We start from the raw sequence: 24,719 nt of genomic DNA, 5'->3' as shown, positions 1-24,719 counted from the left end.
TTTATTTGGACTATAGCAGTAGGGCCGTGGCTTGCAGCCGTGGCCCTACTGCTATATGATTATTGTTCTTCGTAATAACAATGACGACAACGGGGTTCATACAAATCTTTTTCACCGAGTAGCAGCGTGTCTTTGGTTTGGGATTTACGGTAAGAGAAATTAGCAATATGTCCGCATTTCACGCAGATGGCGTGCAACTTGGTGATATATTCGCCTTTTGCCAGCAGTGCCGGCATAGGTCCAAATGGATTTCCTGCAAAATCCATGTCCAGTCCGGCTATAATCACCCGGATACCACGAAGGGCCAGCTGATCACATACATTAGGTAATTCTGCATCAAAAAACTGCGCTTCATCAATGGCTACCACATCTACTTCCTGGGCGAGCAATAATATCTGCTGGGAGTTTTCAATGGGGGTGGATCTGATGGAATTTTCGTCGTGAGATACGATGTTCATTTCGTCATAACGTGTATCCACAGCGGGTTTAAAGATCTCCACTTTCAGGTTGGCAATCCGTGCGCGTTTTAGTCGGCGGATCAGTTCTTCCGTTTTCCCGGAAAACATTGAGCCGCAAATAACTTCTATCCAGCCTCTGCGTCCTCCTGCAAGAGAAGGTTCAATAAACATAATGTACTATTTTGATTATTAATTAATTAAAATACCATAATTTTAGTGAAATAATTATCTATTATTCACCGTTTTAACAATTAAGGCATGGAAAAAATATATGCATTAATTGACAAGCTTCAGGAATTGAGGTATACCGGCGCCGACCTGCAAACCATCTCGTATTATACGCAGTTGTTGCAGGCAGAGGTATTGCATGCACGTAACCGTCAGCATCAGCAAAACCAGCAAATACAGGCGCAGTCTAACCAGGGGCAGATTGCTGTTATAATGCCTGCGCGCCAGGAAACATTTGTGACTGTTCCTGATCCAGCGGTGCAAACTACAACATTACCAGCAAATAAACCGGAAGTAACGCAAACGGATATTCCGGCAAAAGAACTACCTGTAGTGTCGTGGGAGCCTCCTGTTACGAAGGAAAAAGTGAGCCTGCCGGAAGCGGTGCCTCCTGCACCGGAGCCGGTACAGTATCACCAGGAAGTACCAGAATTTGTACAGTATAATCCGCCAGTGGTACCGGACCCCATACAGTATCACCAGGAAGTACCTGCGCCGGTACCGTATGATCCGCCAGCAGCACCGGAGCCAGTACAATTCCATTCTGAACCCGCTCCCATACAGCATTCGCCGATACCACCTGCCGCCATGCCACAACCGGCACCTGCACCGGAACCCTTGTTTCATCAGCCGGCAGCAGAAAAGCCAAAACCTGCACCTGAAAAGCCGGCAGTAGCCACCCTTTTCGATAACATAGAACCTAAAACAAATAATAGTCCTACTGCACCTTCCTCATTAAACGAAAGACTGGCACAGCAAAAGGTGGAACTGGGTCAGAAGTTGAGCCAGCAGCGCATCCAGGATTTGAAGAGTGCTATTGGCATCAATGATAAATACCAGTTTATTTCGGAACTTTTTAACAACGATACCGACCTGTATGAGCGATCTATCAAAACCATCAATGAGTTTCCGTCATTGCAGGATGCTGACCGCTGGATACAGCGTGAAATAAAGATTTTACAGGGATGGCAGGATGATCATCCGTTAGTACAGCAGTTTTATACGTTGCTCAGGAAGCGCTTCTCCTGAATATAATCCATAATTTTGGGGGTAGCTCCCTGGTTGGCCATCACGTAAGATTTACTGATGGCCGCTGTTTTTTTACAGGCAGCTTCATCTGTCAGCAGGTGCTGAAGCGTATGGCCCAGTTGTTCCTGATCTTTCACCACCAGGGCGCCGCCTGCGGCCACCAGTTCCACTGCCTCAAAATATTTTTCATAGACAGGGCCAATTATCACCGGCATGCCGTAAACAGCCGGTTCCAGGATGTTATGGATACCTCCTTTCCCAAGTCCGCCGCCTACATAAGCGATGGTAGCGTATTTATAAAGGGTGGTGAGCATACCTATATTATCTATGATCAGCACACTGGCTTCCTGCCAGTTTTCTTTCAGCGTGGAATAGCGCACGGCATTGGGGAAGTGCTGAAGGATAGCCTGGATATGTGTTTCATGAATTTCGTGCGGGGCAATTACCAGTTTCAGTCCGGGATGCTGTTGCCTATGCCACCAGCCTGCGAGCAGCTGTTCATCCTCGGGCCAGGTGCTGCCGGCCACCAGCAGCCGGCTTGTAGCGCCAAACTTTTCGATAAGGGGTAGTGTATTCCCGTCTCTGAGTAATGCTGCTACCCGGTCGAATCTGGTATCTCCACTAACAGAAATATTTTTTAGCCCTAATTGCTGCAGCAGCTCCAGGGAGGCCTGGTTTTGGAGAAACAGGTGGGTAAAGCCTGCCAGCAGGCGACGAAACATGCCACCATAGCGTTTAAAGAAAACCTGGTCTTTGCGGAAGATACCCGAAATCAGCAGCACCGGGATTTTTCGTGTATGCAATTCAGTTAGAAAATGTAACCAGAATTCGTACTTGATAAAAATAACCAGCTTTGGACGTACAATTTCCACGAATTGGCGGGCGTTTGCCCGGGTATCCAGTGGCAGGTAGCAGATATAATCGGCCCCGGGATAGTTGCGGCGTACTTCATAGCCCGACGGCGAGAAAAAAGTTAACAAAATTTTATGGCCGGGATATTCAGCCCTGATAGCCTCCAGTACGGGCCTCCCCTGTTCAAATTCACCGAGGGATGCGGCGTGCACCCACACAACTGCGCCTCGTTCCAGGTGTTGCTCCCGGAGCTGGCTGGCCCAGTGGTGGCGGCCTTCAACCCATTTTTTAGCTTTCTGGTTACCCGTAGTGGCAGCGATACCCACGCTCAAACGGTATAACCTGATAAATAAGTTATATATAATAGATGCTATCATGTTTTGCTTGCGTACTTTTACCCAAAATTAAGGGAGGTACAAAGATAGGCCCCTCCCAACGTCAATTTTTGTAAATTTGCACACTTTAAACAAAATAAAAATATACAGAGCATATGGTTCCTATTCAGATGGTAGATTTGAAACGCCAGTACAACAAGATTAAACCACAGGTTGACGCAGCCATCCAGGAAGTATTGGAGAGTTCTGCCTTTATCAACGGCGGAGCGGTGCAGCAGTTTTCTCAGGAATTACAGCAGTATTTAGATGTAAAGCACGTTATACCTTGTGCCAACGGTACTGACGCGTTGCAAATTGCCATGATGGCCTTAGGACTGGAACCAGGAGACGAGGTGATCACCCCTTCCTTCACGTTTATTGCTACCGCCGAGGTGATTGCCTTGCTGCGACTGAAGCCGGTGTTTGTGGATATTGATCCGAAAACCTATTGCCTGGATGTGGCGCAGATTGAAAAAGCGATTACCCCTAAAACAAAAGCGATTGTGCCGGTACACCTCTATGGCCATGTGGCTGACATGGAGCCTATGATGGAAGTCGCTAAAAAACATAACCTCTATGTAATTGAAGATAATGCGCAGGCTATTGGTGCAGATTATACTTTTAAGGATGGCAGTAAGAAAAAAGCGGGTACTATCGGGCATATCGGTTGTACTTCTTTCTTCCCGTCAAAAAATCTGGGTTGTTATGGAGATGGTGGTGCCATTTTTACCAACGACGATGCCATTGCAGCACAAATCCGTATGGTAGCTAACCATGGTCAGTCTGCCCGTTACTACCATGATGTGGTAGGCGTAAACTCCCGTCTGGACACTGTGCAGGCAGCCGTATTACGTATCAAACTGCCATTACTGGATGAATATATAAAAGCACGCCGCGCCGTGGCCGATGCCTATGATGCAGCATTTGCGGACGTTCCGCAGATTGTAACGCCTTATCGTGCTGCTAACAGCTACCACGTGTTCCATCAATACACTTTACAGCTGGAAGGAGCTGACAGACTTGCATTGCAGCAATACCTGGCTGAGAAGCAGGTGCCTGCGATGATTTACTATCCTGTTCCCGCACACCGTCAGAAGATGTTCGCAGCATTTGGTGGTGCAGCATTTGATTTACCAGTAACCGACGCACTCACCCACAAGGTGATTTCCTTGCCAATACACACTGAAATGGACGCTGATCAACTTGATCACATTATTCAATCCGTCAAATCATTTCTAAATCAGAAACCTGCATGAAGATTACAGTAGTGGGTACCGGTTACGTAGGACTCGTAACCGGTACCTGTTTTGCAGAAACAGGAAACGATGTTACCTGTGTAGACATCGATGCCAACAAAGTACAGAAATTATCTTCCGGCCAGATTACCATCTATGAACCCGGTCTGGAAAAACTATTCGAAAGAAACCTCAAAGAAGACCGCCTGCACTTTACTACCAGCCTTGAGGAAGGTATAAAGGAAGCAGCCGTTATCTTTCTCGCTTTGCCAACCCCTCCCGGTGCTGACGGGGCTGCGGACCTCTCCTATGTGTTAGGTGTAGCTGACCAGCTGGGAAAACTGATTACAGATTATACCGTTATTGTAGACAAAAGCACCGTACCTGTAGGCACTGCCGAAAAGGTGGCGGCGGCAATTGCCCGTAATACGACTGTTCCTTTCGATGTGGTTTCCAATCCGGAGTTTTTAAGAGAAGGTGTGGCGGTAGATGATTTCATGAAACCTGACCGTGTGATAATCGGTACGGAATCAGAGAAGGCCCGTAAGGTGATGGGCGAACTTTTCGCACCATTTGTACGCCAGGGCAACCCGGTGATTTATATGGATGAGAAGTCGGCCGAACTCACCAAGTACGCTGCTAATTCCTTCCTGGCCACCAAAATCTCGTTTATGAACGAGATTGCTATTTTGTGTGAAAAGCTGGGAGCTGATGTGGATATGGTACGCCGTGGTATTGGTAGCGATGATCGCATCGGCAAGCGTTTTCTGTTTCCCGGCATCGGATATGGCGGCAGCTGTTTTCCAAAAGACGTTCAGGCATTGGTAAAATCATCAGAAGAAGCCAATTACGACTTTAAGATCCTGAACGCCGTGATGGATGTAAACGAAGCCCAGAAGCTGTTTTTGATACCTAAGATCAAAGCCTACTTCGGCAATGACCTGAAAGGTAAGCACTTTGCGATGTGGGGACTGGCGTTTAAACCAAATACAGATGATATCAGGGAAGCGCCGGCATTATATATGATAGATTACCTTTTAGCAGAAGGCGCTACTATAGCTGTGTTTGATCCGGAAGCCATGGGTAATGTGAAACAGGTGATGGGCGATAAAATCAGTTATGGCGAACACCAGTACAACTGCCTGGAAAATGCCGATGCACTGATTATTTGTACCGAATGGAGTGTTTTCAGAACACCGGACTTCAACAAAATTTCAACAGCATTAAAAAATAAAGCCATTTTTGATGGCAGAAACCTATTTGAAGTAAGCCGTATGAGTGAACTGGGTTATCATTACGAGAGCGTAGGCCGTACTCCTGTTGTTTCTTAACGCTTTTCTAATATGGAAAAAAAGAGAATCCTGATAGCCGGCGCAGCCGGCTTCCTGGGCTCACACCTTTGTGATCGCTTTATCAAGGAAGGATACCATGTCATTGCCATGGACAACCTTCTTACAGGAAACATCAGCAACATCGAACATTTGTTCCCCTTACCTGACTTTGAGTATTACCATCACGATGTGACGAAGTTTGTGCACGTTCCCGGTAAACTTGACTACATTCTGAACTTTGCATCCCCCGCGAGCCCCATTGATTACCTGAAAATGCCTATACAGACATTAAAAGTAGGTTCACTGGGTACCCACAATTTGCTGGGACTGGCAAAGGAAAAGAAGGCCAGGATCCTGGTTGCTTCCACTTCAGAGGTATATGGCGATCCTACCGTACATCCGCAGCCGGAAGAATACTGGGGCAATGTAAACCCGGTAGGGCCAAGAGGGGTATATGATGAAGCCAAGCGCTTCCTGGAATCCATTACCATGGCTTACCACAATTTCCATGGCGTAGAAACCCGGATTGTCCGCATTTTTAATACCTATGGACCGCGGATGCGACTCAACGATGGCCGCGCTCTACCGGCGTTTATGAGTCAGGCATTAAACGGCGAAGACCTCACGGTATTTGGTGATGGCAGCCAAACCCGCTCTTTCTGTTATGTGGAAGACCTCATAGAAGGCATATACCGGCTGCTATTATCAGATTACCATTTACCTGTAAACATTGGGAACCCCGAAGAGATCACACTTAACCAGTTTGCAGAAGAAGTAATCCGCTTAACCGGCTCAAAACAAAAAATAGTTTATCTTCCGCTGCCTAAAGATGATCCTAAGCAACGCCAGCCTGATATTACCAAGGCCCGTACACTTTTGTCGTGGGCACCTAAAGTAGGCAGGGAAGAGGGCTTGAGGATTACCTACGAATATTTCAAAAAAGCATTATCAAAATAAAACCGATATTTTAATTCCCATGAAGCGGAAACTTTTAATTACCGGTGGCGCCGGCTTTATTGGCTCACATGTAGTCAGATTATTTGTAAACAAGTATCCTGATTACCAGATCGTAAATCTCGATGCGCTGACTTATGCCGGTAATCTGGAAAACCTGAAGGATGTAAAAGAAAAGCCTAATTATATTTTCGAGAAAGGTGATATTATGGATGAGGCTTTTGTAGATGCACTCTTCCAGCGTTATGCCTTCGACGGGGTGATACACCTGGCAGCGGAAAGCCATGTAGACAGGTCTATCATGGAACCGCTGGCATTCATCAAAACGAATGTGCTGGGTACTGCCGTGTTGCTGAATACTGCCAGAAAGTACTGGAAAGGAAACGAGGAAGGCAAGCTGTTCTATCACGTATCTACCGATGAGGTTTATGGATCACTGGGTGAAGAAGGCTTCTTTACAGAAGAAACTTCCTATGATCCACGTTCTCCGTATTCTGCATCGAAAGCGAGTTCCGATCACTTTGTGATGGCCTACTATCACACTTACCATCTGCCTGCTATTATTTCTAACTGTTCCAATAACTACGGCTCACACCATTTTCCGGAGAAGTTGATTCCACTGGCAATTCATAATATCAAGAATAACAAGCCTGTTCCGGTATACGGTAAAGGCGAAAATGTACGCGACTGGTTGTTTGTTGAGGATCATGCCCGTGCTATCGACACTATTTTCCACAACGGCCGCCTGGGAGAAACATACAACATCGGCGGATTTAACGAGTGGAAGAATATTGACCTGATTCAACTCCTCTGCAAGGTGATGGATAAAAAATTGGGACGCCCTGAAGGCACCAGTGCACAACTGATTACTTTTGTAAAAGACCGTGCCGGCCACGATTTGCGCTATGCTATCGATGCCACCAAGTTGAATAAGGAACTGGGCTGGGAACCTTCCCTTCAGTTTGAAGAAGGGTTGGAGAAAACGGTAGACTGGTATCTCCAAAATCAGGAATGGCTGGATCACGTAACCAGCGGGGCTTATCAACAATATTACAGCGAGCAATACCAGAAAAGATAAACTATGCCATTTATAGAAACACATATACCGGATCTGCTGGTATTTGAACCTGTGGTACACGGTGATCATCGTGGCTACTTCTTCGAAAGTTACAATGCCAATACTTTCAGTGCTGCCGGTATCGACTATAAGTTTGTACAGGATAACCAAGCCCGTAGCACCTATGGTGTATTACGTGGACTGCACTATCAGCTGGCGCCATACGCTCAAACCAAACTGGTAAGGGTGCTCGAAGGACGTATTATTGATGTGGCAGTCGACATCCGTACCGGCTCCCCTACCTATGGTGAATCATTTGCCATTGAACTGAGTGCTGAAAACAAAAAGCAACTGCTGGTTCCACAAGGGTTTGCACATGGCTACGCCGTTATCAGTGAAACTGCTGAAGTGATGTACAAGTGTGATAATTTCTATCATAAAGCGAGTGAAGGCGGTATTATTTTCAATGACCCTGCATTGAAAATTGACTGGGGAATTGATCTGAAAGATGCCGTGGTATCTGAAAAGGATCTGGTTCTTCCAAAACTGGCTGACATCGCACATAACTTTACTTACAACCGATAATACGCGTCATGAAAAATATTCTGATTACCGGAGGTAATGGTCAACTGGGTCACGCTATTAAAAAGATAGCCGGCGAGTTTCCTGATTTCAACCTGATTTATACAGATTACGATACGTTGAGCATTACGGATGCTGAAGCAGTAAATAACTATTTCAGTGAAAATACACCAGATGCCTGCATTAACTGTGCCGCCTATACGGCCGTTGATAAAGCTGAAAGTGATGAAGACACTGCATTTGTACTGAATTTCCAGGGGCCGCTTAATCTGGCAGAGGCCTGTGCTGCACATAACACCTCCCTGATACAGATCTCTACTGATTACGTGTTCAACGGTAATGCCTGTGTACCATACAAGGAATCGGACGATACCGATCCGCAGAGTGTATACGGCAGTTCAAAAATGCGCGGTGAAGCGGCTGTAATGGGTATAAATGAAAATAACATTGTGGTGCGTACTTCCTGGCTGTATTCTGAGTTTGGTATCAACTTCGCCAAACGTATGAAAGAGCTGATGCAGGAAAGACCCGAACTGAATGTAGTGTTTGATCAGGCAGGAACGCCTACCTATGCGGTAGACCTGGCAAAGGTGTTACTTCAGATATTGCAACATCGCTTTGCGCAGCCTGATGCTGCTATTGGCGGGGTATATCATTACAGCAATGAAGGTGTTACCAGCTGGTATGACTTTGCTGTAGCAATTAAAGAGCTTACCGGCGCTACTACCCGTGTATTGCCTATCACCTCTGATAAGTATCCTACTCCGGCTAAAAGACCTGCTTACAGTGTGATGAACAAGGAGAAAATCAAGGCCACTTTTGGTATTGAAATTCCTTACTGGCGGGAAAGTTTGGCAGAATGCCTGAAATTTATTTGATAAAATAAATATTAAAAAGTTCGCACTTCATCTGAAGTGCGAACTTTTTAGTTGTATAACTATCACTTTTTGACCTATTCCGAAGTCCTGTTACCATCAACAAGATTTAACTTACAATATTCATTTTTAACAGAAACCGTATTTGGGGAAATAAAAATCCGTGGCTTTCTGTATTAAGGAAAACCACGCTTAATACATTGTCTTTTAATGAGTAGGCTCTAAACGTACATATTCTGTTTGCCATCCTTTCTCATCAGTAAATATCAGGTTGCCGTTCTCTAATGTAGCATTTACAACAAATACTGTAATATCAGTCGGGTATGCACCGTTAATCACTTCGTCGACCCTGTAAAATCGCTTGGTAACTGTATGATAGTACCAACCAAAGTAGCTCTTTTTAACACGCTTTTGAACATTGTAAAATGGCTTATCACAGGTACTATTGTTGATAGAGAGTATATATGTGGAATCACTCATTTCGCTGACGCCACTCCCATCCGTATCAAACTGCATATACTCGTTATTCAGAACGTAGCGATTATTCAAAATCTCATACGGCTCAACACCAGCAACCCAACCTCTGATTAGTTTATTATCCACACACCTCACCTCAGTATTACTTACTACTGGTGCATAACTACTTGACCATTGCAATAAATCACTTGCTCTGTAACGGCTATTGTACCACCTTCCAGACAGTGCCCTTATTGTAGTATCATATTTTGTGTTAAACAGGGTAACTTTGAGATTTACGGTATTACTTACATTACCTGCGGCATCTTTCACAGCTACCAGTAGTTTAAATTCGCTGTTACTTATATTTTCAGGAATCCGGATCATCAGCAGCGAGTCAGCCTGGCGTTCATCTCTGCTAAAGGCATTTACTGGTTCAGTTACTCGGGCCTGTAGGGGTTTGGAGAAGTCTACACTAAAATAGGCATCTGCTCCTTCAAACTTTGCATTTACGCCCGCAGCAGTACCCTTCGTCAATAATAAAGGTATAATGATATAACGGTTTGCGATGGCCACATATGTTGCCGTAGCCATATCGGCAGCCAACACCGGCGCATCAGCATCCGTAGAAGCACCTGGCAAATCACCTTTAATTATGGAGCCGTGGTAAGCCACAGATGCGGCAGTTAACTCAGTAGCAGTATATATTTTAGTACTTTTTGCCGGTGTATCTACCGGTGGTTGCGTTTCAGGAGTGGTACCCGACTCTTTCTTCGAGCAGGAAATCAGGCACACTACAACCGCCAGTCCAGTTATCAACAATTGTTTCATGGGTATATCCGATGGTTTATAAGATTACTTTATAAAGTCTGCAAAAGTAAAAGATGTACACGAACCCTTTATATGAAATTTTAGGGTTTGTAAAATTGATATAGATTGAAAGCACTATAATACTGTTAATTAATTGATTATAAAAAAACTACACATCTAGAATAATCCTTAAAATTCCATGTGGGTGTGCATGTAACTATTTAATAAAAAACCATTCCTATTATTTCAGTAGGTTTGCAAAATTGACAAATTTTTAGACTCATGAATCTGATAGAAGAACTGCGCTGGCGTGGCATGCTACAGGATATGATGCCCGGCACTGAAGAGCAACTGCAAAAGGAAATGACCACTGCTTATATCGGCTTTGACCCCACTGCAGCATCATTGCACATCGGCAGCCTGGTCCCTATCCTGCTGCTGGTACACCTGCAAAAGGCAGGTCACAAACCCCTGGCATTAGTAGGTGGTGCTACCGGAATGGTGGGCGATCCTTCCTTCAAAGCAGAAGAAAGAAAAATGCTGGACCTGGAAACACTGGCTAAAAACGTAGCCGGTATCAAGGCCCAACTGGAACAATTCCTCGATTTCGACCCTGCCAAGCCTAACGCGGCGGAAATGGTGAATAACTTCGACTGGTTCCAAAATATCACCTTCCTCGACTTTATCCGCGATACCGGTAAACATATTACCGTGAACTACATGATGTCCAAAGACTCTGTAAAAAAGAGACTGGAAGGCGAAAATGGGATGTCGTTCACTGAATTTACTTATCAGCTCATCCAGGGGTACGACTTCTTCCACCTCTACACCGCCAAAAACTGTAAACTGCAGATGGGTGGCTCCGACCAGTGGGGCAACATCGTAACAGGTACGGAGCTGGTGCGTCGTAAAGCAGGCGGAGAAGCCTTTGCTTTTACCTGCCCACTCATCAAAAAAGCAGATGGTACCAAATTCGGCAAAACGGAGTCAGGTACGGTATGGCTGGATAGCAGCCGCACTTCTCCTTACTCCTTCTATCAGTTCTGGCTCAACACCACTGACGTAGACGCTGAAAGCTACATCAAAATCTTCACCTTCCTCACCCAACCGGAAGTGGAAGAACTGATTGCACAACACCGTGAAGCACCTGAAAAACGCATTTTGCAAAAACGCCTCGCAAAAGAAGTAACTGTATTCATCCACGGTGAAGCGGCTTATGACTTTGCAGTACAGGCCTCTGAAATGCTGTTCAGAAACGATACTGCTGAATTGCTGCTCTCACTCACAGAAGAGCAATTGCTGGACGTAATGGCTGGTGTTCCACAAATGGAAGTAGCCATAGCCGAGCTGCAAGCAGGCAAGGACATTGTTTCTCTCCTGGCCGACACCGGCATCTTCCCAAGCAAAGGAGAAGCCCGTAAAATGGTACAAGGTGGCGGAGTAAGCATCAATAAAGTAAAAGTTGAAGGGATTGACAAAGTGGTGAACACAGAAGCGCTGCTGAGAGATAAATATATCCTCATACAAAAAGGAAAGAAAAATTATTATCTGCTGAAAGCGATATAGCATAAAAAAACGAGCCCCTTCAGGACTCGTTTTTTTTATGGCATCCCCCGTGGCCCAAGGCGACGGGGGATGCTTGTTAACAGCACTTACTTCAACCCATATTTCTTCTTATACTTTTCGTACAACTGCTTCTGCTTATTATCCAGATTCACCTCACGGCCCTGGATAAACGCTTGTGTAATCACACTGGACTTCATATCCAGCATATCCCCGGTACTTACTGCAATATTCGCATCCTTGCCGGTTTCCAGCGTACCTGTTTGCTGATCGATACCCAAAATTTTAGCCGCGTTCAACGTTACTGCAGATAAGGCCTCCTCTTTGGTAAGTCCGTAAGTAGCCGCCGTACCCGCCTCAAAACCCAGGTTACGTTGCTGCCAGAAACCTTCATTGCTCAGGCAAAACAGTACACCCGCCTTTTGCAGCTGCGCCGCTGTTTTATATGGCTGGTCCACATCATCATCCTGCATAAGTGGTAAACTATGTGGTTGCGTCAGGATTACTGCAATATTGTTACCCTTCAGCAGGTCTGTAATCCGCCAGGAATCGGCACCGCCCACTATCACTACATCCACATTAAACTCCTTCGCAAAGTCAATAGCCAGCAGCATTTCCTTTTCCAGTTCTGCATGGATAAACAGTTTCTGCTCTTTGCTGAACAGGCGGCGCATGGCCTCGTATTTCAGGTTAGTGGCAGTATGTTTCGGCTCCGCCAGGTAAGCTTTGGCTTCTCTGAAAAAACTGCGCACACTCTCCACCTGCGCCAGTGAATTCTTCAGCGGATCATTGCTGGCACTGCCTACCGACACGAGTCGTGGCAGAAACAAATGCAGTGCATTATCCGTTTTATACGCCGCATCTTCCCAGTTCCAGGCGTCCAACTGTACTACAGAGGAAGTACCGCTGATAATCCCGCCTGTAGGGGTAACGCTGGCCAGCAGGATACCGTTGGACCGCAGGGTGTTGATAACCTTAGAATCCGTGTTATACGCAATCAACGACCTCACCGATGGATTGATTTCTCCCACCTCCCTTTCATCTTTTGTGGCACGCACACTTTCAAATTCCACCAGGCCAAGGTTCGACTCCGGCGCAATCACACCGGGATACACGTGCTGCCCTTTCAGATCATACACGGTTGCGTTGCTGGCAGCACTAACAGTACTGCCTACTGCAATGATCTTTCCTTTATCGAACCCGATGGTTCCATTACTGATCACCTGCCCGTTACCCACATGTATAGTGGCATTGGTCAGGTACACCGGTTTTTGCTGTGCCGGCGCCGGCAACACGGTTTCCTGCGCCTGCGCTTTATGCAGCAACATGGCCAGGGCGGCGGTATATATGATATATTGTCTTTTCATTTTTTGCTTGATTAAAATAAACGGCTACTGGATTACTTCATGCTGATGGCCACCTTGCAGGTCCTCGCAATGGTAGATTTCTTCCGGGCGGTAAGCGGCTTTTTCCACCGGGGTACCTTTTTTCTTCTCATTCAGCAGTTTGGAAGTGAGGCGGCTACGTTCTGCTGCAATACGCTGACGCAGCTGCAGGTCATACTCCCGGTCAAATTCCACGATACCATCCACAATAGTTTTTTCAGCTTTTGCATAAATGCTCAGCGGCTCGTTGCTCCACAGTACCAGGTCGGCATCCTTGCCCACTTTAATACTGCCCATACGGTTGTCCACGTGCAGTAGTCGCGCAGGGTTCAGCGTCACCATTTTCAGTGCATCCTCTTCGGATACGCCGGCGTATTTAATACTCTTGGCGGCCTCCTGGTTCAGACGACGCGCCATTTCCGCATCATCAGAGTTAATGGCAGTCACTACACCCACTTCATGCATAATGCCGGCGTTCTGTGGAATCGCATCCTGAACCTCCATCTTATACGCCCACCAGTCCGCAAACGTACCGGCACCAGCGCCATGGGCTTTCATCTTATCCGCCACTTTATATCCTTCGAGGATATGCGTGAATGTATTTACATGGAAATGGAAAGTATCTGCCACATGCATCAGCATATTGATTTCGCTCTGTACATAGGAGTGGCAGGTGATAAAACGTTTGCTGTTCAGGATTTCCACGAGCGCGTCCAGCTCCAGGTCGCGACGTTTGCCGGCACCCTGCTTTTCATAATCACGGGCACGGGTAAACGCATCCATGTATACCTGTTCCACGCCCATACGGGTTTGAGGGAAACGAACGGTGTTTCTGTCGCCCCAGTTGGACTGCTTCACGTTTTCACCCAGTGCGAATTTGATGAAACCGTCGGTGCCGGCTACTTTCAGCTCTTCGGCCGACTGTCCCCAGCGCAGTTTAATCAACTGGCTCTGGCCACCGATTGCGTTGGCGCTGCCATGCAGCAGGTGCGAGGCGGTAACGCCACCACTCAGCTGGCGGTAGATATTCACATCCTCCGGGTTCACTACATCGGCTATACGCACTTCAGCAGTTACGGATTGTGAGGATTCGTTTACGCCTTTTGAAATGGCGATATGGGAGTGTTCATCGATAATACCGGCGGACAGGTGCTTGCCTGTACCATCGATCACACGGGCGTTCCCGGCGGTGAGGTTCTTTCCTATCTGTGCAATTTTTCCACCTTTAACGAGTACGTCCGTATTCTCCAGCTTGCCGTCTTTTTCGTTCGTCCATACTGTGGCGTTTTTGATCAGGAGGTCCTGTTGTTGCGGCAGTTTATCCCATCCGTAGCCGTTAAATGGAAACAGTAGCTGGCCGATTTCGGCAGCTGGTTTCTTTTTAGCGGAGTCTGATTTCTCCTGGAATGGTTTGGTGAGCATGGCCGTCCAGCGGAGGTTGTTGCCGGCAGAATCAGCCGCAGTGCCCATCCACTTATCCTGCCCTATGATACCGCTGAGGCGAAGGCCGTTGTTATTGCCTTTGCTGAGTGGCAGTACCAGGTTGACCAGTTTATCGGAGATATCGATTTTTCCGCTGAGGGTATCTTTCTGCAGGAGGGATACCTGTGGTTTGTCAGCGGCGCCTTTCACTTCGATCGTATAGGCCTGACCGTTACTGAAGTTAATGGCATAGGTACCTCTCACATCGCTCCAGCCTTCAGTTTTCAGCTGGTACTTATTCCCTTGTACCCAGTTTTGTAATAAGATGGTATTTTCTTTAAACACCGGCCCTGAGGCTATGAGAAAGTTCGCCAGTTTACCAGGTTCCAGGCTACCAACTTTATCGTATGCTTTGATCAGTGTGGCGGGCGTTTTGGTAAGTGCTTCCAGTGCTTTTTGCTCTGACAGGCCATATTCGATGGCTTTGCGTACGTTGGCCAGGAATTGCTTTACATCTTTGAGGTCGGCGGCGGTGAGGGCAAAAGGAATGTTTGCTTTTTCAAACGCGGCGGGTTCTGTAGGTGCCATTTCCCAGTGCTTCATATCAGCCAGGGCTACAAAACGTGCGTCTGACGGGTCTTCCAGGTCGATGGCAACAGGGAAGTTCAGCGGCAGGATATAAGCAGCCCTGGTAGCGGCGATGTCGCTGATGCGCTGGTATTCATTACCACCACCTTTGATGATGAATTGTACCCCAAATTCGTCTCCGATTTTATCGGCACGTACGGCGTCCCATTTATCGTTTACAGCGAAAATCTGTGGCAGCTGGAGATTATCGTTCCAGGCTTGCAGACTGAGGTTCACCCCTTCTTTTGCTGGGCGTGATTTATACCACTGCCCGTCCAGGAATGTCTGGCGCAGCAAGGCGATGGTGCCCATCAGTGAGTTGGGATAGTTTTGGGTGGAGGTACCCTTATCGAAAGAAAAAGCGGATGCAGCTTTTTCGCGTATAATCACATTGTTTTCCCGGTCGTCAGCGAGGGTAACGAGGGAGGCGGTACCTCTGGCGATGCCGTCCTGCTGATGCGTGAGCACCGTACCGAAGCCTGCGCTGCGCAGAGATGCTGCTTTGGCAGCATCCGTGTTGAAGAGGCTCACGGCATTTATTTCGCTTTTTATTGCCTGGTTCCAGCCGTAGGCACCTTTGGTGTTGGAGAGAAACTGTGGCGCTGCATTCCAGGAGCCGCCACCTCTCTTCGGTTCTCCGAGGCCGTAGCTGCTGTAGATATCCACAAAGGAAGGGTAAATGTACTTTCCTTTGCAGTCCACCACTACTGCATCTTTAGGGATGGCAGCACCAGGCCCCAGGTCCACGATCTTTCCGTCCCTGATCACAAGGGTGGCGTCAGTAACGGTGGTTTGCGGATCTTTTACAATGGTGGCGTGGGTAAAGGCGTAGCAGCCTTCTTTAGGTTCGGAGATGCCGTTTGTTGGGAAGGTGACCTGTGCACCGGCATGGGTGCCGGCCAGCAGCAGTGCCGCCAGCAACAGCTGACTGCGATGCCGCTTCAGGGCATAGGTTAATCCGCGGGAGGGTAATACCAGCCCGGGTTTCTCAAAAGCTTTTTTCATGAAAACTATATTTATACGATTTAGACTTTGGGGCTAAATTTAACAAATCATCCCAGCGGATGCCAGTAATAAATCGATTTTTTTATAAATGGTATGAAGGGGATACTTAAGATCCTGATAAACATTTTGGATTCACACGAAAAAGGGATAATTTAAATTACGAATAGCCGTTATGTTTGTTTCAATGCTATCTGACTATGAAGAAATTAACCGCATATGCCATATTATTGCTGAGTAGCTGGGCTTTCAGCCTTACTGCCGCTCATTCCCAGGAGAAAGACAGCAGCGCCGCACGCGGCCGCTGGACGCCGGAAGCAGTAGCCGATAAAATGACTGATAAGATCAGCAGGGAACTTAAATTGTCGAAAGCGCAAACTAAAGAGATTTACGCCATCAACCTCGACATAGAGAAGAAGAGTGAAAATATTAAACTGAGTAAAAAGAATAATGCAAAGTCCATGTCGGAACTCAATGCATTGAACAACGAACGGAACCAGCGTTTTAAAACAGTGCTGACAGCTCCCCAATACAAGAAATGGACGGACTGGACGCTGAACAAGCAGGATCACCTGGAGGCAAAAATTGAGAAGAAAAAACAGAAAAAGGAAGGGCAGCCTCAGTAAGCAGCATTTACATCTCACTAAAAAAATATTGTAACAGCCACTACTACCTTTGAGTGGCTGTTTTTATTTACCATGCACCCATTCGAGGATATACAAAAGATTTTTAACGCTGCGGTGGCTGCGGTGCATCCGCAGCAGCTGATCCGGGAAACGGTATCAGCGGACCAGCAGGGTATCAGCTTTGACGGCGATACCTTTCCCCTTACACCTCACAACCGGGTAGTGGTGATTGGTGCCGGCAAAGCTGCGGCAGCAATGGGACAGGCATTGGAAAATATTTTGCTGCCTCATTGGCCCTTCAGCGGGGTGGTGGTTACAAAATACGAGCATGCGTTGCCGTTACAACAGCTCGAATTGCTGGAGGCAGCCCACCCGGTGCCGGACGAAAACAGTGTACTGGCCACCCAAAAAATATTGGCGGCTGTACGTGACCTGCAGGCCGGCGACCTGGTCATCCTGTTGCTATCGGGTGGCGCTTCTGCCCTGCTGGCGGATGTTCCGGAGGGTTGCACCTTACAGGATGTGCAACAACTTTTTCAGTTACTACTACATTCCGGTGCCAACATCGAAGAGATGAACACCGTGCGTAAACACCTCTCCGCCGTTAAAGGCGGGCAGCTGGCCAAGCGCATATATCCGGCCACGTTATGTACGCTGGTAATAAGCGACGTGCCGGGAGATAAGCTGGAAGTGATTGGCTCAGGCCCCGGAGTGCCCGACCCTTCTACGTTTGCGCAAACGATGCATATCCTGGAACATTATCAGCTAACCGCAAAGGTCCCTGTGCCGGTGCTTACTCATTTCCGTAAAGGCCTTGCAGGCGAAGTACCGGAAACACCTAAACCTGGTGATCCCGTTTTCAAACAGGTGCACAATTACCTGAACGGCACCAACCGGGTGGCCCTGGATGCTGCCGCCAAACAGGCTACTGCATTGGGTTATGAGGTAATATTATCGGGAGATGTTATTGCCGGCGAAGCAAAAGTTGCGGGAGAAAAATTGGCGAATACTGCATTGGAATACGATAAGAAAGTGCCAGTATGCCTGTTGCAGGGTGGAGAAACTACGGTTACCATTAAGGGCAACGGAACAGGTGGGCGTAACCAGGAGCTGGTATTAGCGATCGTGAAAACCTTACAGGACAAAGGATACAAAGGGGACCACCTCACTTTCCTCAGCGCCGGTACAGATGGTACGGACGGGCCTACCAACGCCGCCGGGGCCATCGCAGATGCCTACACGTTGCAGCAGGCTGCCCTGCTGAAATTGGATACCGCTGCTTTTCTGGATAATAACGATGCCTGGAATTTTTTTAACCAGGTGGATCGGTTGTTTATTACAGGTGCTACGCAAACGAACGTGATGGATATTCAGATTGTGTTGCTTACCTAGTATTTTTGAACAACACCTTCAGTATTGTTCCGCGGAGTTCCACGCTGCGCGCGGGCTGCATCCATCAGAAATGCACACAGCGCCACCCGGGAATTCCGGCAGGATCATCACTGCTGATGCAGGAAGTGGGGCACAAAAAATAGTGCACTGATTATTTCTTCAATTTAAACTTTGTATATGTGCAGATTGATTTTATTTTTGGGGTTTGGATCACTTACTTTTGGAATTATAAATCTAATAGCAATATGCTGAGAATGGAACAGACATGGCGTTGGTTCGGGCCTAATGATCCGGTTAGTCTGTCTGATATCAAACAGGCAGGTGCCACCGGCATCGTTACAGCGCTTCACCATGTGCCTAACGGAGTGGTTTGGTCGAAAGAAGAAATTATGCAGCGCAAGGCGCTGATCGAAGCTGCGGGCCTTAAATGGTCAGTAGTGGAAAGCATTCCCGTACATGAAGACATCAAAACACAAAAAGGTCGTTTCAGGGAATATATCACCAATTACCAGCAATCCATCCGTAACCTGGCGGCATGCGGTATTAAAATTGTTACCTACAATTTTATGCCGGTACTGGATTGGACCCGTACGGACCTGGCTTACACCGTAGAAGACGGTTCCAAAGCACTGCGCTTTGAAAAGGCCGCCTACATGGCGTTTGACCTGTTCATTCTCGCACGCCCGAATGCCGAAAAAGACTATTCTGAAGAAGAGATCGCCCGTGCTAAAGAACATTTCGACAGCATGACACCGGAGGCAAAAGTACTGCTGCAAAAAAATATCATTGCAGGATTGCCGGGCTCTGAGGAGTCTTTCACGCTCGCACAATTCCAGGCTGCACTGGATACTTACAAAGGTATTGATGCAACTCAACTGAAATTGCATCTCTTCTACTTCCTGCAACAAATTGCACCGGTAGCAGAAGAGGTAGGTGTGAAACTCGCTATTCATCCGGACGATCCTCCATTCCCGATCTTTGGGTTACCACGTGTGGTAAGTACCGAACAAGATGCAAAAGAACTGCTGGTAGCAGCACCCTATAAATCCAATGGCCTCTGCTTCTGCACCGGTTCTTACGGCGTACGCGCTGATAACGACCTGCCGGGCATCGTAGAGCGCCTGGGTGATCATATCCACTTCATTCACCTCCGCAGCACGCAACGTGATGCACTGGGCAACTTCCACGAAGCCAACCACCTCGAAGGCGATGTAGATATGTTCCATGTAATCAAAAACATCCTGCTCACCATGAAACGCCGCAATGTAGTGATTCCAATGCGCCCGGATCATGGCCACCAGATGCTGGATGATCTGCATAAGAAAACTAATCCGGGCTATAGCGCTATTGGCCGCCTCCGTGGGCTGGCTGAGCTGCGTGGACTGGAAATGGGTATCGCCGGTGCGTTGAGCGCTGATTGACTTAAATCCACCAATATCAGAACCGTGCAAGGATTCAAGGTAGGGATCAGCAATACTACCGCCGGTTTGAGATATTACGCCAAAGCAGAAACAGTGACTGAATAATACGGCGACCGCTAATCGCAGGTACAGCAGCTGCTGCTTTAATATATTATTCCAAAGAGAAAGCCTCCTGTGTTGCACAGGAGGCTTTTATTTTTTTCATGATACCTGCGGGGTGAATGAGGTTATCAATCGATGATTTCAAATTACTTTAATACCCACTCCACCTGATCCGTGTAGGTTTTACCATCTTTCACACCCGTGCACACCAACAGGTTCTTCCCCTTCTTTAGTTTCACATTTTCATATACATAATGTACACTGGTGGTACCCGCTTTAGGGGCAGGTAGTTTCTTACCGTTTAAGGTTAATACGGGTGTGCCGATGTTATCGTATACAGTGACGGTGGTTACGGGTTGCTTTCTTTCCACCAGGCGGCGGTCGGAGATGTATACCACCGGCTCCTGGCTCCAGTTGGCCTTGTACCAGTAAAACACGTCCTTTTTGGTTTGACGGTCAAAGGTGACCATTCCCTTCATGTTCCTGGCGGGTATACCGCCCCTGCTCCACATGGGCGCACAGAAATCAAACATATTCCACAGGTAGGAAGATACCAGGTAGGGATGTTTGGCAATAATGCCCCATTGAATTTCATGTATGCGTGTTTCTCTTTCTTCCGGCATAAAGGCACCGTTGTATTCCACCTCCGGTAGGGTTTCAGCGTGTTGGAAGATGTTACCATCCCCTCCGTATTCGGCGAGTACCACGTTATGTTCCGGATAATCTTTTTCCAGGCCTGCCACCCATTGCTCCAGGTCGGGTGTATTGCCTTCGTACCAGCCATAATAGCGGTTCATCCCTTGTATGTCGCCCTGGCGGTTTTCCGGGCGGCTCATAGTGCCGTAACCGTTGGTACTCACCGTATAGCGGTCAGGATCGATGGATTTGGCGATATCCACCATTTCCGCGGTGAGTGCACGCACATAATCGGAAGGCCTTTTTTCGTACACCTCGTTGTGCATACCCCAGGTATAAATAGAGGGATGATTATACTGCTGTTTTACCAGCTCGGCAATCTGTTGTTTTGCATTATCACCTTCCTGGCCGGATACGGCGTTTACAAAAGGAACTTCTGCCCAGATGACGAAGCCGATGCTATCACACTTGGCATAGATGTAATCGGCCTGTTGATAGTGTGCAAACCTGATGGAATTGGCGCCTATTTCCCGGATGGTTTCCAGGTCCTGCGCGTGTTGCCAGTTTTCGAGGGCGCTGCCGTAGCCCCACCAGTCCTGGTGGCGACAAACGCCATATAGGCGGTAAGGCTGGTCGTTGAGGTAAAAGCCTTTGCCTGGCTTTATTTCAAATTTACGGATGCCCAGTGGCTGGGTTACCTCGTCTATCACCTGGCCGTTGGCTCCAATGAGGGTCACTACTACTTTGTAGAGGTGCGGGTCTTTAAGGCCGTTCCAAAGGTGCGGCTGGCCAATGTGTACTGGTTGCTCAAATTGCTGCGGCCCTTGTGGCAGTATACGGATCGTCTTTTTTAAATCCTTTACCAGTTCATTTTTTTGTGTGTAGATGCGGGTGCTGAGTTGGGCCGTTTGCGCCTGTTCATAACGATTAGTTAGTTTAGTCGTAACCGTTATATCAGCGCCGGCCGCGCTTACGTTTTGCTGGCGTATATACACCCCCGGGGAGGCGTTATCTGTGGTGGAGATATGTAATTTATCCAGAATCAGCAGTTGCACGGGCCTGTAAATGCCGCCATAGATGCCGAACAGGTTGTTATTAATCGGGATTACGTCTTTTCGGGGCTCATTATTCACTTTAACGAGGATGGTATTTTCCGCGCCAAACTTCAGCGCTGCCGAAATATCCATGATAAAGGCGCTGTAGCCGCCCCTGTGCTGCCCGATGAATTTATTATTCACATACACATCAGCTACCTGGCCAGCGCCCTCGAAGCGGAGGTATACCTGTTTGTTTTGCAGTGCGGGGTCGAGCTCCAGTGTTTTCTTATAGAGGCCGTTGCCTGCATAAAAATCTTTTCCGGCTTGCATATCTCTGTTATTCCAGGTATGCGGGAGGTTGACTGTTTCCCAGGTGTGTGGTACGGCGCTGTCCTTGGGCGTGTAATCCGCTTTGGTGAACTGCCAGTTCTGGTTGAAAGGCACGGCAGTACGGCTTTGCGCAATCGATTGTTGGATACATGCGGACAAGATGAGTCCTGCAATGAATTGTTTTTTCATGTTCACGTTGTTGGTAGAATGTGCCTGTATGTGGCTAGTTACTTCAGTGTAAGATAATATCTTCCTTCTTTATCTTTTGTAAGATAGACACCAATTTTTTTACTCACGACTTCCAGTACTTTCTCCGCGCCTTCGGATTCAAAATTGGCGGTTACCTTCTTTTTGAGGATGGTATGTGCAGATGGGGGCACCTCTACCTGGATATCGTAATAGTTACGGATCACTTGTAATACTTCTTTAAGAGGCACGTTTGTAAACCGCAGGCGGCCGGTTTTCCAGGCCAATGCACCATCGCTGACCATGATTTCCTGCTCCAGTCCTTTTGGGCTGTAAATGCCCTGTAACCCGGGTGTTAGCAGCAGCTCCTCTTCCCCCTCTCCTTTCATTTTCACTTTTCCATCCGTTACATATACGGCAATTTTATTTTTATCCATGCGCACGTTAAATGCGGCGGCATCCAATTTCAGGTGCACGGATTCGCCCACGATCAGCTCGAAGGGTTGGTCGTTCTTCACAGGGACAGCGAAAAAGGCCTCACCTTTTTGCATATACAACTGCCGGAGCTCCTTATCAAAACTTTTAGGGTAGGCAATACTGGCACTGCTGTTCAGGATGGCTTTACTGCCATCTGCCAGCAGAAATGAATCGATATAACCTGTTTGATTGGCACTCACGATCAGGCTCGAACGGCTCCGGAAGTGGAGGTAACAACCTACCGCGAGCAGCAGTATTACTACCACTGCGCACCATTTACATATCGGGATTATTTTCTTTGTTGGCCTGGTGGTCACAGTTCTTTGCATATCATCCTGTAACCAATCCTGCAACAACTTTTCAACATAAGCGGCCTGCTCTGGTCCCTGATTCTTTAAAGCTGCTATCTGATCCTGCAATTGGGGATCGTGAGGTGCATTAATAAATCGAACAATCAGATCAGTAGCATCAGTAGTCGGCTGGTACATAATTAGGTTCCCTCCTGTACAAGACCTGAGGTGTATTCTCTGAAGTCTCTGTCCTATTACGCATTGCATACATAGATTGCAATGCGGCAGCTAATATAGGAAAAATCTACATGTGAGGGGCAGAATAAAATAATTAGGTCAGCTCTGTAAGGTTTAATAAATTAGTAATCAGAGAACAGGTAAAATCCCCAACGTATGACACCTGAATCATTAACAAGCAACGAACAGGATTATATTAACGGATTACTTCATCACGAGGCAGATGTTATTGATTCTATCTATCAACGCTTTGCGATAAAAGCGCAACGTTTTATCCAGCAAAAAGGAGGAACAGTACGCGATGCAGCACATATCTTCGAGGAGGTGCTGCTGGATATTTATTTTTTTGTACGCCGCCATCCGTTGAAGGTTGCTTCGTTTGAAGCCTTTCTTATCCTGTTGTGCAAGCGGGTTTGGGAAAAGGAAGTAGAGCGCAGGGGTGCACGCATTCCGGGGCTGGAGCCGGACGAAACGGCTGCCCTCAGCCGGGAAGATATGCAGGACCTGGAAGATGTGCTGAAAGAAGGTGAAAAAAGAAGAGTGGCCTACCACCAATACCTGCAATTAGGTGACGACTGCAAGGAGCTGATCCGCTGGGCACTTACGGATTGCCTCCAGGAAGATATTGCTGCCGAAACTAAAATACCTGTAAAAGATTTGCCTGCCCGCCGGGCCTCCTGCTTCAAAAACCTTTTTCTGCGCATCGACGGGGAATTGAAGCCGGTGGATAGTATGCTGGAATCTGAAATCCAATCCGCAGACGCGTTCCTATGCGGCATCATGTCAGAGGCTGCCCGCAGCGCATACGCTGAAAAGCTGAAAGCAACGCCTCCCCTGGCTAACCAGGTAAAACGGTTCGACATGATCCGCCAGCTCCTTGCCCAACGCATATGTACGGATACAGAAAGAGATGAACTGCAACACCAGCTGTACGCTCACCGCAACACCTGGTTTGCAGCAAAAGATAACTCCATCACGCCTATACGTAATTACGTGATAGGCATAGCCATCATTGCCATTACCCTGGCCACCCTGCTGTACATCAGCCCTTGGCGCAAGAATATTTACAGTCAGTTTTCCTCCACCGAAATGCATGCGATGGAAAATGATACCCTGGGCCTGTCTGATGAAGTAAAAAAGGAATTTAACCGGGGCCACTTCAGTGATGCCCTCCGGTTACTGAACAAGGAACTGGCAGCCAATCCGGATAACATATACGCCCGCTATTACCGCGGCGTGTGCCTGGTAGACCTGAATCAGCTCGCTGCCGCACGTCAGGATCTGCTTACCGTATATAACGGTAATAATAAAATCCGCTACGAAGCAGCATTCTACCTTGCCCTGAGCTACCTCAGAGAAGGCCATAAACAGGAATGCCTTGAATGGCTCCTAAAAATTCCGGAAGGTGCTCCTAATTACCTGAAGGTGCAGAAGCTGATTGAAGAATTAAAAGCTTAGTATGCGTAGGCGCTCTGTGCGTGAATAATACTTTCCACCTCACCTTTAATCAGTTCATATACCGGCGCTTTGTCGCCCTTTAGTTTTACTAATTGTTGTAATACAAGATAGTAAATCGTGCCATCGCTACAGCCGTTTAACTGGGCTTTGATAATTTCTTTTTTTACCTCCTGACAGCTGTTGGCATCCAGCTTCTGATAAATGACGTAGAGGTCGTCCATCCAACTCATAATCTAAAGTTTTTGCATAGACGTTGAAATTACGAATTTATATTGTTAAAAATAACA

The 24,719-nt window shown here is 47.4% G+C and carries 20 protein-coding genes; 12 read left to right on the top strand and 8 right to left on the bottom strand.

Annotated features, from left to right (window positions below; genetic code table 11):
- Positions 1 to 59 precede the first annotated feature (59 nt).
- Positions 60 to 629 (bottom strand): thymidine kinase, encoded by a 570-nt coding sequence (locus tag BUB18_RS16075; RefSeq protein ID WP_073083024.1) that lies wholly within the window; start codon positions 627 to 629, stop codon positions 60 to 62.
- A gap of 87 nt (positions 630 to 716) precedes the next feature.
- Between BUB18_RS16075 and BUB18_RS16070 the strand changes: the two genes are divergently transcribed.
- On the top strand, positions 717 to 1,715 hold the full coding sequence (locus BUB18_RS16070; RefSeq protein WP_073083022.1) for a hypothetical protein: 999 nt from the start codon (positions 717 to 719) through the stop codon (positions 1,713 to 1,715).
- Here the strand turns inward: BUB18_RS16070 and BUB18_RS16065 are convergent.
- Complete coding sequence (locus BUB18_RS16065) at positions 1,685 to 2,944, bottom strand: 3-deoxy-D-manno-octulosonic acid transferase (RefSeq protein WP_245805685.1); 1,260 nt, start codon at positions 2,942 to 2,944, stop codon at positions 1,685 to 1,687. The genes BUB18_RS16070 and BUB18_RS16065 overlap by 31 nt on opposite strands.
- A 113-nt stretch (positions 2,945 to 3,057) precedes the next feature.
- On the opposite strand from BUB18_RS16065, the gene BUB18_RS16060 reads away from it, so the two are divergent.
- From BUB18_RS16060 to rfbD, 6 genes are read left to right on the top strand one after another with little or no spacing between them, the layout of a single operon-like run.
- Positions 3,058 to 4,197 carry a DegT/DnrJ/EryC1/StrS family aminotransferase gene (locus tag BUB18_RS16060; RefSeq protein WP_073083019.1) on the top strand — a complete coding sequence of 380 codons (1,140 nt, stop codon included), beginning with the start codon at positions 3,058 to 3,060 and terminating at the stop codon, positions 4,195 to 4,197.
- Positions 4,194 to 5,507 (top strand): UDP-glucose dehydrogenase family protein, encoded by a 1,314-nt coding sequence (locus tag BUB18_RS16055; RefSeq protein ID WP_073083017.1) that lies wholly within the window; start codon positions 4,194 to 4,196, stop codon positions 5,505 to 5,507. The genes BUB18_RS16060 and BUB18_RS16055 overlap by 4 nt, the downstream gene beginning before the upstream one ends.
- Positions 5,508 to 5,519: 12 nt before the next feature.
- Complete coding sequence (locus BUB18_RS16050; protein ID WP_073083014.1) at positions 5,520 to 6,464, top strand: UDP-glucuronic acid decarboxylase family protein; 945 nt, start codon at positions 5,520 to 5,522, stop codon at positions 6,462 to 6,464.
- A gap of 19 nt (positions 6,465 to 6,483) precedes the next feature.
- Positions 6,484 to 7,539 (top strand): dTDP-glucose 4,6-dehydratase, encoded by a 1,056-nt coding sequence (rfbB, locus tag BUB18_RS16045; RefSeq protein WP_073083013.1) that lies wholly within the window; start codon positions 6,484 to 6,486, stop codon positions 7,537 to 7,539.
- 3 nt (positions 7,540 to 7,542) lie between these two features.
- On the top strand, positions 7,543 to 8,103 hold the full coding sequence (rfbC, locus tag BUB18_RS16040) for a dTDP-4-dehydrorhamnose 3,5-epimerase (protein ID WP_073083010.1): 561 nt from the start codon (positions 7,543 to 7,545) through the stop codon (positions 8,101 to 8,103).
- Between the two features lie 8 nt (positions 8,104 to 8,111).
- Complete coding sequence (gene rfbD / locus BUB18_RS16035) at positions 8,112 to 8,978, top strand: dTDP-4-dehydrorhamnose reductase (RefSeq protein WP_073083007.1); 867 nt, start codon at positions 8,112 to 8,114, stop codon at positions 8,976 to 8,978.
- Between the two features lie 204 nt (positions 8,979 to 9,182).
- On the opposite strand, the gene BUB18_RS16030 is transcribed toward rfbD, so the two are convergent.
- Positions 9,183 to 10,262, bottom strand: a complete 1,080-nt coding sequence (locus BUB18_RS16030) for a hypothetical protein (protein WP_073083005.1) — start codon at positions 10,260 to 10,262, stop codon at positions 9,183 to 9,185.
- 261 nt (positions 10,263 to 10,523) lie between these two features.
- On the opposite strand from BUB18_RS16030, the gene tyrS reads away from it, so the two are divergent.
- Positions 10,524 to 11,807: a tyrosine--tRNA ligase gene (tyrS, locus tag BUB18_RS16025; protein ID WP_073083002.1), complete on the top strand. Its 1,284-nt coding sequence runs from the start codon at positions 10,524 to 10,526 to the stop codon at positions 11,805 to 11,807.
- A gap of 86 nt (positions 11,808 to 11,893) precedes the next feature.
- Here tyrS and BUB18_RS16020 read toward each other — a convergent pair whose 3' ends face one another.
- A complete protein-coding gene (locus tag BUB18_RS16020) occupies positions 11,894 to 13,171 on the bottom strand; it encodes an amidohydrolase family protein (RefSeq protein ID WP_073082999.1) in 1,278 nt (425 codons plus the stop codon).
- Positions 13,172 to 13,195: 24 nt separating this feature from the next.
- Positions 13,196 to 16,243: an amidohydrolase family protein gene (locus BUB18_RS16015; RefSeq protein ID WP_083550114.1), complete on the bottom strand. Its 3,048-nt coding sequence runs from the start codon at positions 16,241 to 16,243 to the stop codon at positions 13,196 to 13,198.
- Between the two features lie 197 nt (positions 16,244 to 16,440).
- Here BUB18_RS16015 and BUB18_RS16010 point away from each other — a divergent pair, with 197 nt between their 5' ends.
- The 3 genes from BUB18_RS16010 to uxuA all read left to right on the top strand — a co-directional run bounded on the left by BUB18_RS16010 (position 16,441) and on the right by uxuA (position 19,679).
- A complete protein-coding gene (locus tag BUB18_RS16010; RefSeq protein WP_073082997.1) occupies positions 16,441 to 16,866 on the top strand; it encodes a hypothetical protein in 426 nt (141 codons plus the stop codon).
- 72 nt (positions 16,867 to 16,938) lie between these two features.
- Positions 16,939 to 18,258 (top strand): glycerate kinase type-2 family protein, encoded by a 1,320-nt coding sequence (locus BUB18_RS16005; protein ID WP_073082994.1) that lies wholly within the window; start codon positions 16,939 to 16,941, stop codon positions 18,256 to 18,258.
- A 245-nt stretch (positions 18,259 to 18,503) separates the two neighbouring features.
- Complete coding sequence (gene uxuA / locus BUB18_RS16000; RefSeq protein WP_073083822.1) at positions 18,504 to 19,679, top strand: mannonate dehydratase; 1,176 nt, start codon at positions 18,504 to 18,506, stop codon at positions 19,677 to 19,679.
- A gap of 248 nt (positions 19,680 to 19,927) precedes the next feature.
- Here uxuA and BUB18_RS15995 read toward each other — a convergent pair whose 3' ends face one another.
- Together BUB18_RS15995 and BUB18_RS15990 are read right to left on the bottom strand one after the other, a co-directional pair.
- Positions 19,928 to 21,973, bottom strand: a complete 2,046-nt coding sequence (locus BUB18_RS15995) for a glycoside hydrolase family 2 protein (protein WP_073082991.1) — start codon at positions 21,971 to 21,973, stop codon at positions 19,928 to 19,930.
- Positions 21,974 to 22,011: 38 nt separating this feature from the next.
- The gene (locus BUB18_RS15990) at positions 22,012 to 22,935 is read right to left on the bottom strand and encodes a FecR family protein (RefSeq protein ID WP_073082989.1); all 924 of its coding nucleotides are present in this window, start codon (positions 22,933 to 22,935) and stop codon (positions 22,012 to 22,014) included.
- Between the two features lie 195 nt (positions 22,936 to 23,130).
- Between BUB18_RS15990 and BUB18_RS15985 the strand changes: the two genes are divergently transcribed.
- Positions 23,131 to 24,432: a tetratricopeptide repeat protein gene (locus BUB18_RS15985; RefSeq protein ID WP_073082986.1), complete on the top strand. Its 1,302-nt coding sequence runs from the start codon at positions 23,131 to 23,133 to the stop codon at positions 24,430 to 24,432.
- Here BUB18_RS15985 and BUB18_RS15980 read toward each other — a convergent pair.
- Positions 24,429 to 24,662: a hypothetical protein gene (locus tag BUB18_RS15980; RefSeq protein WP_073082984.1), complete on the bottom strand. Its 234-nt coding sequence runs from the start codon at positions 24,660 to 24,662 to the stop codon at positions 24,429 to 24,431. The two genes, BUB18_RS15985 and BUB18_RS15980, sit on opposite strands and share 4 nt — an antisense overlap.
- Positions 24,663 to 24,719: the final 57 nt, after the last annotated feature.

Source organism: Chitinophaga jiangningensis (assembly GCF_900142605.1).
Taxonomy (GTDB): Bacteria; Bacteroidota; Bacteroidia; order Chitinophagales; family Chitinophagaceae; genus Chitinophaga; species Chitinophaga jiangningensis.
The sequence above is the reverse complement of the archived record's forward strand: the minus strand, read 5'-3'. Positions and strand labels throughout refer to the sequence as shown.

Coding starts and splice junctions, on each gene's coding strand:
- BUB18_RS16075 (WP_073083024.1), bottom strand. CDS start 629: ATGTTTATTGAACCTTCTCTTGCAGGAGGACGCAGAGGCTGGATAGAA.
- BUB18_RS16050 (WP_073083014.1), top strand. CDS start 5,520: ATGGAAAAAAAGAGAATCCTGATAGCCGGCGCAGCCGGCTTCCTGGGC.
- BUB18_RS16030 (WP_073083005.1), bottom strand. CDS start 10,262: ATGAAACAATTGTTGATAACTGGACTGGCGGTTGTAGTGTGCCTGATT.
- BUB18_RS16065 (WP_245805685.1), bottom strand. CDS start 2,944: ATGATAGCATCTATTATATATAACTTATTTATCAGGTTATACCGTTTG.
- BUB18_RS16010 (WP_073082997.1), top strand. CDS start 16,441: ATGAAGAAATTAACCGCATATGCCATATTATTGCTGAGTAGCTGGGCT.
- BUB18_RS15980 (WP_073082984.1), bottom strand. CDS start 24,662: ATGAGTTGGATGGACGACCTCTACGTCATTTATCAGAAGCTGGATGCC.
- BUB18_RS16055 (WP_073083017.1), top strand. CDS start 4,194: ATGAAGATTACAGTAGTGGGTACCGGTTACGTAGGACTCGTAACCGGT.
- tyrS (WP_073083002.1), top strand. CDS start 10,524: ATGAATCTGATAGAAGAACTGCGCTGGCGTGGCATGCTACAGGATATG.
- BUB18_RS16020 (WP_073082999.1), bottom strand. CDS start 13,171: ATGAAAAGACAATATATCATATATACCGCCGCCCTGGCCATGTTGCTG.
- BUB18_RS16005 (WP_073082994.1), top strand. CDS start 16,939: ATGCACCCATTCGAGGATATACAAAAGATTTTTAACGCTGCGGTGGCT.
- BUB18_RS16070 (WP_073083022.1), top strand. CDS start 717: ATGGAAAAAATATATGCATTAATTGACAAGCTTCAGGAATTGAGGTAT.
- uxuA (WP_073083822.1), top strand. CDS start 18,504: ATGCTGAGAATGGAACAGACATGGCGTTGGTTCGGGCCTAATGATCCG.
- rfbD (WP_073083007.1), top strand. CDS start 8,112: ATGAAAAATATTCTGATTACCGGAGGTAATGGTCAACTGGGTCACGCT.
- BUB18_RS15990 (WP_073082989.1), bottom strand. CDS start 22,935: ATGTACCAGCCGACTACTGATGCTACTGATCTGATTGTTCGATTTATT.
- rfbC (WP_073083010.1), top strand. CDS start 7,543: ATGCCATTTATAGAAACACATATACCGGATCTGCTGGTATTTGAACCT.
- BUB18_RS16015 (WP_083550114.1), bottom strand. CDS start 16,243: ATGAAAAAAGCTTTTGAGAAACCCGGGCTGGTATTACCCTCCCGCGGA.
- BUB18_RS15995 (WP_073082991.1), bottom strand. CDS start 21,973: ATGAAAAAACAATTCATTGCAGGACTCATCTTGTCCGCATGTATCCAA.
- BUB18_RS15985 (WP_073082986.1), top strand. CDS start 23,131: ATGACACCTGAATCATTAACAAGCAACGAACAGGATTATATTAACGGA.
- rfbB (WP_073083013.1), top strand. CDS start 6,484: ATGAAGCGGAAACTTTTAATTACCGGTGGCGCCGGCTTTATTGGCTCA.
- BUB18_RS16060 (WP_073083019.1), top strand. CDS start 3,058: ATGGTTCCTATTCAGATGGTAGATTTGAAACGCCAGTACAACAAGATT.